The sequence below is a fragment of the Pseudomonas sp. PAMC 25886 genome (assembly GCF_000242655.1).
Taxonomy (GTDB): Bacteria; Pseudomonadota; Gammaproteobacteria; order Pseudomonadales; family Pseudomonadaceae; genus Aquipseudomonas.
In genome coordinates, this window is the sequence record NZ_AHHC01000059.1 from 1 (window position 1) to 11123 (window position 11123).

At 65.2% G+C, this 11123-nt stretch carries 11 protein-coding genes; 3 read left to right on the forward strand and 8 right to left on the reverse strand.

Translation table 11 applies throughout. The features are described 5' to 3' along the window. Window positions 1-54: 54 nt before the first annotated feature. The 7 genes from gspF to gspG form a co-directional block, all read right to left on the reverse strand. Window positions 55-1266 carry a type II secretion system inner membrane protein GspF gene (gspF, locus tag MUM_RS0120365; RefSeq protein ID WP_010173446.1) on the reverse strand — a complete coding sequence of 404 codons (1212 nt, stop codon included), beginning with the start codon at window positions 1264-1266 and terminating at the stop codon, window positions 55-57. Then, the gene (gspE, locus tag MUM_RS0120370; protein WP_010173448.1) at window positions 1266-2684 is read right to left on the reverse strand and encodes a type II secretion system ATPase GspE; all 1419 of its coding nucleotides are present in this window, start codon (window positions 2682-2684) and stop codon (window positions 1266-1268) included. The genes gspF and gspE overlap by 1 nt, the downstream gene beginning before the upstream one ends. 858 nt (window positions 2685-3542) lie before the next feature. Then, window positions 3543-5852 (reverse strand): type II secretion system secretin GspD, encoded by a 2310-nt coding sequence (gspD, locus tag MUM_RS0120375; protein ID WP_010173450.1) that lies wholly within the window; start codon window positions 5850-5852, stop codon window positions 3543-3545. Beyond that, entirely contained in the window at window positions 5849-6373 is a 525-nt protein-coding gene (gene gspM / locus MUM_RS0120380; protein ID WP_010173452.1) for a type II secretion system protein GspM, read from the reverse strand. The genes gspD and gspM overlap by 4 nt, the downstream gene beginning before the upstream one ends. Then, window positions 6366-7478, reverse strand: a complete 1113-nt coding sequence (gene gspL, locus MUM_RS0120385; RefSeq protein WP_010173454.1) for a type II secretion system protein GspL — start codon at window positions 7476-7478, stop codon at window positions 6366-6368. The genes gspM and gspL overlap by 8 nt, the downstream gene beginning before the upstream one ends. After that, on the reverse strand, window positions 7475-8422 hold the full coding sequence (gspK, locus tag MUM_RS0120390) for a type II secretion system minor pseudopilin GspK (RefSeq protein WP_010173456.1): 948 nt from the start codon (window positions 8420-8422) through the stop codon (window positions 7475-7477). The genes gspL and gspK overlap by 4 nt, the downstream gene beginning before the upstream one ends. Before the next feature lie 8 nt (window positions 8423-8430). After that, window positions 8431-8868: a type II secretion system major pseudopilin GspG gene (gene gspG, locus MUM_RS0120395; protein WP_010173458.1), complete on the reverse strand. Its 438-nt coding sequence runs from the start codon at window positions 8866-8868 to the stop codon at window positions 8431-8433. Between the two features lie 148 nt (window positions 8869-9016). Here gspG and gspI point away from each other — a divergent pair, with 148 nt between their 5' ends. Next, window positions 9017-9415, forward strand: coding sequence for a type II secretion system minor pseudopilin GspI (gene gspI, locus MUM_RS0120400; protein ID WP_010173461.1), 399 nt, complete (start codon window positions 9017-9019; stop codon window positions 9413-9415). Here gspI and MUM_RS0120405 read toward each other — a convergent pair. Further along, window positions 9402-9833: a type II secretion system protein N gene (locus tag MUM_RS0120405; protein WP_010173463.1), complete on the reverse strand. Its 432-nt coding sequence runs from the start codon at window positions 9831-9833 to the stop codon at window positions 9402-9404. The genes gspI and MUM_RS0120405 overlap by 14 nt on opposite strands. Window positions 9834-9918: 85 nt before the next feature. Between MUM_RS0120405 and gspH the strand changes: the two genes are divergently transcribed. Next, the gene (gene gspH / locus MUM_RS0120410; protein WP_010173465.1) at window positions 9919-10371 is read left to right on the forward strand and encodes a type II secretion system minor pseudopilin GspH; all 453 of its coding nucleotides are present in this window, start codon (window positions 9919-9921) and stop codon (window positions 10369-10371) included. Further along, window positions 10364-10960, forward strand: a complete 597-nt coding sequence (locus MUM_RS0120415) for a type II secretion system protein GspJ (protein ID WP_010173467.1) — start codon at window positions 10364-10366, stop codon at window positions 10958-10960. The genes gspH and MUM_RS0120415 overlap by 8 nt, the downstream gene beginning before the upstream one ends. The last annotated feature ends 163 nt before the right edge of the window (window positions 10961-11123 follow it).

Consider the following 11123-nt stretch of genomic DNA (forward strand, 5'->3'; position numbering starts at 1 on the left):
TGGGACCCGCGTGCCCGGCGCAAGAAAATGGTGTTGACCGCGTTTCGTCAGCAGTCAGGTCACCAGCTGGTTGATTTCGATGATCGGCAGCAGCACCGCCATGACGATGACCAACACCACGGCGCCCATCACCACGATCATCAAAGGCTCCAGCAACGCAGTCATGCCCATCGCCCGACGCTCGATATCCCGCGACAGGGTTTGCGCCGCACGCTCCAGCATCGGCGGCAGCGAGCCGGTCTTTTCGCCGCTGGCGATCAGGTGGATCAGCACCGGCGGGAAGACCTTTTCCACCGCCAGCGCCGGGGCCAGGTTGACGCCCTCGCGCACCTTGGCGGTGGCGTCGGTGACGCACTGGCTCAGGCGGTCATTGGACAGGGTCTGGCGCGCCGCTTCCAGGGCACGCAACAACGGCACACCGGCGCCGCCGAGAATCGCCAGGGTCGAGGCAAACCGCGCGGTGTTGAGCCCCAGCACAAACCGCCCGATCAGCGGCAAACGCAGCACGCGACTGTGCCAGCTCAACCGTGCCACGGGGTTGCGCAGGTACAGGCGCCAGCCCCAGAAACCGCCCACGATCCCGGCAAAACACAACCAGCCCCAGGCGCGGATAAAGTCACTGGCATTGAGCATCGCCAGGGTCAGCCCCGGCAGGTCCTGACGGGCCTGGGAAAACGCACTGACCACCTGGGGCACCACATAGCTCAGCAGGAAAATCACAATGCCGATGGACACCAGCCCCACCACGCCCGGGTAGATAAACGCGGTGAGAATCTTGCCCCGCAGGTTGTTGCGTTCCTCGATGTAATCGGCCAGGCGCTCCATGACCTGGGCCAGGTCGCCGGACTCCTCCCCCGCCGCGATCAGCGCCCGGTAGATCGACGGAAAATCCCGCGGCCGCGCGGCCAACGCATCGGCCAGGCGCATGCCGCTGCGCACGTCGGCACGCACCGCGCTCAGGGTCTGGGCGATGTGTTTTTTCTCGGCTTGCTCCACCGTGGCGCTCAACGCCGCCTCCAGTGGCAGGCTCGCACCCAGCAGGCTCGCCAGCTGCCGCGTGGCCCACGCCAGGTCGTTGTCCGAGAGCTTGGCGCTGAACAGACTGCTACCACCGGCTGGCGGGGTGTTGTTCTCGATCTGCACCCGCAAGGCCGTGAGGCCACGGCTGCGCAGGTGGGCAAAGGCGCCGCTCTGGCTGTCTGCCTCAAGGTGCCCGGACTCCAGCTTGCCGGTGGCATCGGCGGCTTCGTAGCGGTATCGGTTCATCAGGCGTCCCGTGTTACGCGCAGGATTTCTTCGGGGGCGGTGGCGCCGCTGCGCACCCAGCGCTCGCCGTCTTCGCGCATGCTGAACATGCCGGCCCGGCGTGCGGCGGCTCTCAAGTCCTGCTCGCCGGCGCCCTGGTGAATCAGGCTGCGCAGCTCATCGTCGATACAGAACAATTCATGAATGCCGGTACGGCCGCTGTAGCCGATCTGGTTGCACTGCGCACACCCGACCGGCCGCCAGGTGCCGGGCGCTGCCGGGTCTTCCTGCTTGCAGTGCGGGCACAGACGGCGCACCAGGCGCTGGGCCAATACGCCGAGCAAAGAGGACGCCAGCAGAAACGGTTCGACGCCCATGTCGATCAGGCGATTGACCGCTGAAACGGCATCGTTGGTGTGCAAGGTGGCGAGCACCAGGTGGCCGGTGAGCGAGGCTTGCACGGCAATTTGTGCGGTCTCCAGGTCACGGATTTCGCCGATCATGATGATGTCCGGGTCCTGGCGCAGGATCGCCCGCAGGGCCAGGGCGAAGGTCATGTCGATCTTGGCGTTGACCTGGATCTGGCTGATGCCCGGCAGGTCGTATTCCACCGGGTCTTCGACGGTCAGGATATTGCTGGTGCTCGCGTCCAGCCGGGCCAGGGCGGCATAGAGGCTGGTGGTTTTGCCGCTGCCGGTGGGGCCGGTGACCAGCACGATGCCGTGGGGCTGGCGGATCAGGGTGTCGAGTTTGCCGAGCACGGCGGGGTCCATGCCGAGGGTTTCCAGCTGCAGGCGCCCGGCTTGTTTGTCCAGCAGGCGCATCACCACGCGTTCGCCGTGGCCGGTGGGCACGGTGGACACGCGAATGTCGATGGGGCGACCAGCCACGCGCAGGGCGATGCGACCGTCCTGGGGCAGGCGTTTTTCGGCGATGTCGAGTTGGGCCATGATCTTGATGCGCGAGACCAGCGCGCCGTGCAGGGCCTTGCGCGGGGACACCACGTCACGCAGGGTGCCGTCGACGCGGTAGCGCACCACGGAGTGGGTTTCGTAGGGTTCGATGTGGATGTCACTGGCTTCGTCGCGGGCGGCCTGGGTGAGCAAGGCGTTGATCATGCGGATCACCGGGGCGCCGTCCTGGGTGTCGAGCAGGTCGGTGATTTCGGGGATGTCTTGCATGAGGCGGTCGAGGTCCACCTCGTTCTCGGCGGCGCCCACGACGGCGGCGGCGCTGCCGGTGTCGGCATAGGCGGTGGCCAGGAGGCCGTCGAGTTCGTCGTCGCGCACCTGCACGAGCTGGGTCTGGCCGAACTGGCGATGGACTTCGCTGATGGACCAGCCCGGGGTTGAGGGGCAGATGGTCAGCGTCGGGCCCTGGGTTCCCGGGTGGAGGAGGATGCGCTGGGATTTGGCCCAGGCGTAAGGGAGTAGGCTCATGGCTGTGTCCGGTGGTTGGTGTACATATCCATTCCTTCGGTTATGGCTACTTAGGGTTCCGCTCTTACAGCGGCTCACTTTTGAACAGCGCAAAAGTAAGCAAAACGCTCTTGCCCCACCACTCGGCACCTCGCTAATGCTCGGTGTGCCCTCACTCCGGCATTACTCCGCGGGCCGCCGCGACGGGGCGTCCCTGCCCCGTCGCGGCTAAACCGGCGTCCTGCCGGTTTACCCGCTCCGTACTACCTGCGTTCGGCCAGCGTGGTTTAACGGGGCGCCTAAGATCAAGATCAACAGCAGATCAACAGCACAGCGGCCTACAGGCCGGCTTGAGTGGTTTGAAGCAAAGGCAACATCAAAATCAAAATCTACAGCGGGCACGGTCCAAATGTGGGAGCTGGCTTGCCTGCGATGGCATCGCCTCGGTGTACCTGAAAAACCGAGGTGTCTGCATCGCAGGCAAGCCAGCTCCCACAGAAAAGCAGCTCTGTTTTCGCTTTGGCTTTTGATCTGGCTTCTACCACTCAAGCCGGCCTGTAGGCCGCTGTGCTCTTGCTTTTGATCTTGATCTGGCTCTGACTGCCCCAATAAGCCCGAGGCCGAACGCAGGGATTGAGGAGCGGGTAAACCGGCAGGACGCCGGTTTAGCCGCGACGGGGCAGGGACGACCCCGTCGCGGCGGCCCGCGGAGCAATGCCGGAGTGAGGGAACACCGAGCCTTAGCGAGGTGCCGACAGGCGGGGCAGAGCCCTTTGGTTACTTTGGGGCTTTTCCAAAGTGACCCGCTGTAAGAGCGGAACCCCAAGTAGCCGTTACCGAAGAAACGGATATGTACACCATCCCGCCCCCCAAAAAGCATCACCGCGGCACCGCCCGAATCACCGCCCTAACCCCCTGCGCCTCGGGAATCGCCTTATCCACCGAAGGCAACTGCGGCGCCTGCACATCCGGCATCGCCCAGCTGTGCTCCGGCTGCAACCCACCCTGAGCCCTGCGCATAAACTCATAGCGATTCAGCGTAATACTGCGCCCCGCCCCACTGTCGCGAATAATGTAGGGCCGCAAAAACACCATCAAATTCGTCTTCGTCACACTGCGCTTTTCATTCCTGAACAACGCCCCCAACCCCGGGATATCCGACAACCACGGCACCGCGTCATTGCTCTGGCTATAGCCATCCTGCAACAACCCGCCGAGCACCATGATCTGCCCGTCATCCAGCAAAATACTCGTATCAATCGCCCGCTTGTTCGTCACCGTCCCCGCATCCACCGAGGCCCGCGTGTCGACACTGCTGACCTCCTGGTAGATATCCAGCTTCACCGTCCCACCCTCGGAAATCTGCGGCCGCACGTTCAGCTTCAACCCCACCTCCTCGCGCTGCACCGTCTGGAACGGGTTGTTGCTGGTGCCCCCGCCACCCGTCACATAACTGCCGGTGACAAACGGAATCGTCTGTCCCACAAAAATACTCGCCGCCTCGTTATCCAGGGTCAGCAGGTTCGGCGTCGACAGCACATTGGTCCCGCCCTTGCTCTTCAGCGCCCGTGCCAGCACCTTGAGGTCCAGCACCTTGCCAATCCCCGGGATATCCACCGTGCCGTCCACCAGCCCGATGTTCAAACCCTTGGGCAGCACGTCAATGCTGGTCTTGCTGGTGGGCGCGGCATTCAACCCGCTGCCCCCCAGGTTGACCCCACCAAAGCCACCCTTCCCGCCCAGGTTCCCGGCCTGCCACTGCACACCAAACTCGCTGGCATCGTCCTCGCCAACCTCGACGATCAGGCTCTCGATCACCACTTGGGCGCGACGCTGGTCGAGCATGTCGATCACCTCCCGCAGGTTGCGATACAGCGGGTCCGGCGCCGAGATCAGCAAGGTGTTGGTGGTGGCGTCCGCCTGGATCGTCACGCCACCGGCGCTGAACGCGGTGTTCTGGTCGCTGGCGGAGGAAGTACCGGTAGCGCTGGCGTCCTGGCCATAACCGCTGGGCTGGGCGGTGCCGCTGCCGGTGGGGGTGCCGCTGCTGTTCTGGGTGTTGCTCTGGCCGGTCTGGGTGTTGCCGCCCATGCTGCTGAGTTTGCCGCGCGCATTGTCACTGCTACCGGTGTCGCTCTCGCCGGTCAGCAGGCCCCGCAGCGACTGCGCCAGCTTGCCGGCCTGGGCGTTGCGCAGGTACACCACGTGCATGTTGCTCGGGTTGCTCTGGGCGTTGTCCAGCTTGTAGATCAGGTTGCGCGCCAGCTCGGTGCGCTCCGGGCTGCCAGCGCGAATGATGATGGAGTTGGAGCGCGGGTCACCGATCACGTTGATTTTCTGGGTCTGGTCGGCGCCCTGGGTTTCGAGGAGTTCCGAGACCATGGCGGCGATGTCCACGGCGATGCCGTTCTGTACTTTCACCACGTCAGTGTCGATGGCGCTCGGGGTGTCGATGCCGTCGATGATCTGCGCCACCCGCGCGAGGTTTTCCGCGTAGTCGGTGATCACGATGCTGTTGTTGCCGGGGTAGGCGTTGATCGGGTTGTTCGGCGACACGATCGGGCGCAGCACCGGGATCAGGTTCACGGCGTTTTCGTATTGCAGGCGGAAGGTGCGGGTCTGCATGCCCTGCCCGCCCGGGTTGGCGCCACTGTAGATCGGCCCGCCCAGCAGCTTGGCATCCGCCTCCGGCACCACCTGGGCCACCCCGCCTACGTCGACCACGCTGAAGCCCTGCATGCGCAGTGCTGCCAGCAGCATGTCGTAGGCCTGGTGCGCCGGCACCTGACCCTCGCTGACCAGGGTCAGGTTGCCTTTCACTCGCGGGTCTACCAGAAACTGCTGGCCGGTGGCACGGGACAAGGCGCGCACCACCGCCTGGATATCAGCGTCGACGAAGTTCAGTTGCACCGGTTGATCACCCAGCGGGTTGCGCGCCTTGGCCGGTGCAGCGGCGTGGCTGCGGGCGCTGTTGGTCACCGGGTGCTGCACCCGTGGTGGCGGCAGCGGTTCGCGCTGGCGGTCCAGTGCGGTGTCGCCGCTGCGCCGGGTGTCGGCCAGGGGCTGGCCGAGTTCGCTGTCCACCAACAGCGGTTTGGAGGATTGGGGGTTGCTGCACGCGCCCAGCGCCAACAGGAGCAAAGGGGCGACCTTGCGAAAAGGCGCAGCATTGGGCAATGACCACTTCATGAAGCTTCCTTAGCGCCAGGCGCCTGATCCATGCGAACGGTCCCGGACAAGGTGCCGGCCGAGTGTGAAGGGGTGGCCTCGCCTGCACGTTGCAGGCGGGCCTCGGAGACTTCCAGGGAAAAGGGCCGGGGGTTGGCCAGCAGCCAGTCGAGCACGGCATCCGCCGGAGCGTCCTCAAAGGTCAGGCGCCAGCTCCCGGTTTCCTGCGGCTGCAATTGATAGCGGCCCTGTAGCCCGGCGTTGTCGAGGGACTGGTGCAAGGCGGTTTCCAGGTCACCGCTGCGCGGGGCAGTGGCGACACCTTGCAGCAGCACCTGCAACGCCTCGGCCTGGCTGCGCAGTTTTGGGGTTTCGGCCTGCCAGTAATCGATCTTCTTCAGCGGTGGCTGAATCAACAGCACCCCGATCAGCAAACCGGCCAGCACCAACCCGGCGCCCATCAGCATGCGTTTTTCCCGCAGGGCCAGGCCGCGCCAGAACACCTCGGCCTGGCGGCGCAGCAGCTGCCAGCGCTTATTCATCTTCGGCCTCTTCGTCCGCATCGGTGTCGACCTGCTCGGTGAGCGGGCCGAGGGTCCAACCCTGGTCGTCGCGGCTGGCGCTGAAACCGGCCTGGGCCAGCAGCGCTTGCGCGTCAGCCGCCAGCGCCGGGCTGCGGGCGTCGGGCTGCAGGCTCACCTGGAGACGGCCTTGGGCGTAGGTCAGGCTCTCGACGCTGCCCGCCAAAGACGGCAGGCTGCTGCCCGCCAGTGCCAGCAAGCCGGTGAAGCGCTGGCCGGGCTCGGCCGCCGCACCACTCTGGCGGGCGGCCAGTTGCTGACGGGCTTGTTGCAGCGGGTTGAGAATCACCGGCAGCTCGGGGAACGCCTGGCGTACCTGTTGACTCATCAGCGCCTTGAGGCGCTGGCCTTCGTCGACCTGGCGGGCGGCGTAGAGGTTCAGGCCCAGGGTCCAGATCACCACCGCCAGCGCCGTACAGCCCAGCGCCCGGCCCCAGCCACCGGTTGCCGCTGGCTGGAGCCGACCGTGCAACCCCCAGCCCGGCAGTGCGCCGCTCCAGCGGGCGTCGCCCGCCACTTGCTGCACCTCGACGCCGGTGGCAAGCAGGTCATCCAGCGCCTGCTGTCCCAGGGGATGCACGGCGCCCTGCTGCACGCTGTGGCGCAGCAACAAATAACCCTCGCTGAAGGCTGCACTCGGTTGCCCGCCGACCGGCAACGCGTAGGGCGCCGGGTACAGGCCGCGCACTTTGATTTTCAACGGGGTCGTTACCCGGCCCAAGTGCTCAAGGCTGCTTTTGGGCAACCAGCCAACCTGCACCAGGCCATTGCTTTCCCGTGGACCGTGAGCCACATGCATCAACTCCACCGGGCCGAGGATCAGCGCCTGCGCTGCACAGGTCACGGCATCGTCGATCTTGGCCGAGGCCAATTGCGGCAGCTCCAGGCTGGTCAGCAGGCTGTCTCGCGGATGCAGAAAAAACTCCGCCTGGGCATTCGCCCATTGCATCAGGCTGCCCTGCCCTTGCTGGCTGACCTGCCCCGCGCGGTCCAGCCAGGCGAACTGCACCGGGCTCTCGGCAGTGAGTTCATCCAGCGGCGGCAACGCAATGCGCAGACGTTTCATACGCCCACCCGCGACCAGATCACCTGGGGCTGGCGGTCTTCGGGGCGATACAGCAACGCCTCCAGGGTGACCCGACGCTGCTCACGGCGCGCCTGGCCCTGCACGCGGAACCACTCACTGGTAATCCCCACCTGCACCGTGTCCACCGCCACCTGGGGCATGCGCAACCGGTTGACGAAATCCCCGCGATTGATAAACCAGCGCCCGCCGTCGCGCTCGGCCACCAGTGCCTGGGCCTGCGACAGGCTGAGCCCCGGCACCACAGCACTGAGCACCTCGGCGCTGGCGGTATTGCCGTTGACCCAGGTGTTGCCGGGCAGCACGCTGACGTAGCTCGCCATGCGCCGCAGCTGACGCGGGTCGAGGCCTTCAATCCCGCTGAGGTCGGTGAGGCTGCGTAACATCGGGTATTTGGCCGGAATCAAGGGCACTGCGGCACCGGGCGAGGTGTCGCGGCTGCTGTTGAAGCCCCCGGTGAATGAGGCCGCGCCCACGCGTTGGTCGTAGGAGTCGATCACGCGACGGCTGATGCGCCGGCTCACGGCCGGGTCGATGCCGATCAATTGGCACAGGCGCTCGAAGCTCTGCAATTGCACGGCGTCCGGCTGTTGCTGGGTCACCAGGTTGCGCAGGTTGAACTTGCCCTGCTCGTCTTCAATCCGTCCTTCGAACGCACCGCCGAGGGGCCGTGCCCACTGTTGATCGAGCCGGGTCAAGACGTCCTGGCGGCGCGCGTCCCAAAGGATCTGGCGGCTGGTTTCCAGGCCGCCGTTCAACAGCCATTGGCCCTGGATGCGAAGTTGTTCGGCTTCCAGGCTGCGGGTAAATACGGTCTGGCGCGTGAGCATGGCGCCGGCAATCACCGCGACCACGGCCGCGATCAGCAAGGCACTGATAATGGCCATGCCGCGCTGCTTCGCCACGAAGGGCGAATGACTGTTCATCGCCGGCCTTACAGCTGCCAGGAGCCGATATCGGCGTTCACACCGTCGCCATCCGGTTTCCCGTCGGCGCCGAGGGAGAACACATCCACCTCGCCGTTGGCCCCCGGGTTGAGGTAGTGATACGGGTTGCCCCATGGGTCGTTGGGCAGGCGTTCGAGGTAGGCGCGCCAGTTGCTGTTTTTCGCATCGGCCGGGCGCTCCACCAGCACCTTCAGGCCCTGGTTCATGCTGGGGTACGAGCCATGGTCGAGGCGGTAGAGTTTCAGGGCCTGCATCAGCCCGCCAATGTCCTGTTTGGCCGCCGTGGCCCGTGCCTGGTCCGGGCGGTCGAGCACTTTGGGCACCACCAGCGCCGCCAGAATCCCCAGAATCACCACGACCACCATGATCTCGATCAGGGTGAAACCACGCTGCCTGCGCGGGGACGTGAAGTGTGCGATATCCATCTCGACATTCCTTGGCTTGAGTGCATTTCGTGGCGCAGTGTTGCAAGAACACATGTCAGTCACGTTGAAAATCCTCGGGAGCTTTGGTCGCCAATCGGTCAACTCCCGGGGCTAGTCTGCGGGCTTGTTTCCCGGTTTTGAGTACGCCATGGGCGGCCCCCGCAACGAGCAAGGTTTCACCCTGATTGAGGTGTTGGTGGCCCTGGCGATCATCGCCGTGGCCATGGCCGCCGCGGTGCGCGTGGCCGGGCTGATGACCACCAGCAACGGCCTGCTGCGGGACAAATCCATGGCGTTGCTGGCGGCCCAGAGTCGCCTGGCGGAACTGCGCCTGGAAGGTCGGTTGAGCCCGGGGCGAAAGACGTTCGACTGCGACCAGGGCCGGCTGAAACTGCGTTGCGAACAGACCATCAGCAACGGGCCGGACGGACGCCTGTTCCAGGTCAGCGTGCACGTGCTGGACGCCACCCGTGAAGCGCCGCCCCTGGCACGCCTGGAGACGGTGCTGGGGCGCCCGCCCGTGAAGCGCGCGGTCACTGCCGAGTGAGGCTGGGCAAGGCCGGGCCGTCGGGCAACTTGTCGAGGGGCACGCGGATTTTCTCGGCGCCACGTTCGATCTCCACGCTGTCGCCTTCAATGGCCGTCAGGCGCACGCCGGGGCTTAAGCGTTCCCCCAACAGAAAGCTGCGGGGCGGGCCGTCGTTGAGGCTGAGGATCGCCACCGCACCACGCGCCCCGGCAAGCACACCGGAGACCTTGATCTGCATGACCGCTGGGGTATTGGAAAACCATTGCAGCGCCGGGTTGTCGCTGCGGGCAGCCAACGCCTGGGGCGCGGCCTGCGGGGTGTGCGACTCGGCCGAGGTGAGCAGCAGCGGCGTCCAGGTCGCCACCCCCGCCAGCGCTGCCAGCAACGCCACAGCCTGCACGCCGTGGGCGGGTGAAAAACGATGGGTGAATGCCATGGGCGGGACCTCCTGTTTGTCCGTTGCTTCAGGCTACAGGGCAATTCACACCTTTTTATTTCAGCGATCCGTCAGGGAGCAAAAAATGAAACAGCAGGGCTTCACGTTGATCGAGCTGATGGTGGTGCTGGTGATCATCGGCATCGCCAGTGCGGCCATCAGCCTGAGCATCAAGCCGGACCCGCTGCACCTGCTGCGCAAGGACGCTGAACGGTTGAGCCAACTGCTGCAGGTGGCCCAGGCCGAGGCACGTGCCGATGGTCGGGCGATTACCTGGAAGGCCGATGCCAAGGGGTTTCGCTTCAGCCGCGTTACGGATGACGGTCTGGGACTGGAGAACTTCAGCGGTGATCAGCAACTGCGTCCACGGGCCTGGGACAACACGCCGATGCAGGTGCGCATCGAGCCGGGGAAAACCCTGGTGCTGGATGCCGAATGGGTGAACCCGCCGGTACGGGTGGTGCTGTCGGATGGGCAGCACAGCTTGAGTGTTCAACGGGATGCGGCGGGGTTGTTGCGGGTGGTGGCGCATGAATGATCAAAAGGGTTTTACGCTGATCGAGGTGATGGTGGCGATCATGCTGATGGCGGTGGTCAGCGTGATTGCCTGGCGCGGGCTGGACAGCGTCACCCGGGCTGATCAGCATTTGCAGGCCAGCAGCGAGCAGGTTGAGGGGCTGTTACGGGCGTTGAACCAGATGCAGCTGGATGTAAGCTTGCGGGCGGGGGTTGAGTTGGGGCCGCCGATTGTCGACGAGGCACCCAGGCCTGGGGCGTTGGCGGCGGTGTCGGTGAGGAGTTCGGACAGCAAGGGGTTTCGGCTGGAGGTGATCCGCAGTGCTCCGATTCCTGGGGACGGGTTGCAGCGGGTGCGGTGGTGGCTCAAGGGCGACACACTGTACCGGGCGGCGGCACCGGCGCGGGATCGGTATCCACTGCCTGCGCCCCGGGATGCGGTGGCGGTGCTTGGGCAGGTGAGGGATTTGCAGGTCCGCGTTTGGGATAAGGGGTGGCGGCAATTGAGCGGGAATCGGCAGGAGGATCCGCAGGGGATCGAGGTGGTTTTGGTGCGGGAGACGGACCAGGGGGTGGAGCGGTATCGGCAGGTTTGGGGGCCCTTGCGGTAGGGCTTTTCTGAGTGGTGTACATATCCGTTATTTGGGTGATGGCCGCTATGGGTTCCGCTCTTACAGCGGCTCACTTTTGAACAGCGCAAAAGTAAGCAAAACGCTCTTGCCCCACCACTCGGCACCTCGCCTAGGCTCGGTGTGCCCTCACTCCGGCATTACT

Bases quoted from the DNA above. Each gene is read 5' to 3' on its own strand.
- gspF (WP_010173446.1), bottom strand. From the start codon at position 1,266: ATGAACCGATACCGCTACGAAGCCGCCGATGCCACCGGCAAGCTGGAG.
- gspE (WP_010173448.1), bottom strand. From the start codon at position 2,684: ATGAGCCTACTCCCTTACGCCTGGGCCAAATCCCAGCGCATCCTCCTC.
- gspD (WP_010173450.1), bottom strand. From the start codon at position 5,852: ATGAAGTGGTCATTGCCCAATGCTGCGCCTTTTCGCAAGGTCGCCCCT.
- gspM (WP_010173452.1), bottom strand. From the start codon at position 6,373: ATGAATAAGCGCTGGCAGCTGCTGCGCCGCCAGGCCGAGGTGTTCTGG.
- gspL (WP_010173454.1), bottom strand. From the start codon at position 7,478: ATGAAACGTCTGCGCATTGCGTTGCCGCCGCTGGATGAACTCACTGCC.
- gspK (WP_010173456.1), bottom strand. From the start codon at position 8,422: ATGAACAGTCATTCGCCCTTCGTGGCGAAGCAGCGCGGCATGGCCATT.
- gspG (WP_010173458.1), bottom strand. From the start codon at position 8,868: ATGGATATCGCACACTTCACGTCCCCGCGCAGGCAGCGTGGTTTCACC.
- gspI (WP_010173461.1), top strand. From the start codon at position 9,017: ATGGGCGGCCCCCGCAACGAGCAAGGTTTCACCCTGATTGAGGTGTTG.
- MUM_RS0120405 (WP_010173463.1), bottom strand. From the start codon at position 9,833: ATGGCATTCACCCATCGTTTTTCACCCGCCCACGGCGTGCAGGCTGTG.
- gspH (WP_010173465.1), top strand. From the start codon at position 9,919: ATGAAACAGCAGGGCTTCACGTTGATCGAGCTGATGGTGGTGCTGGTG.
- MUM_RS0120415 (WP_010173467.1), top strand. From the start codon at position 10,364: ATGAATGATCAAAAGGGTTTTACGCTGATCGAGGTGATGGTGGCGATC.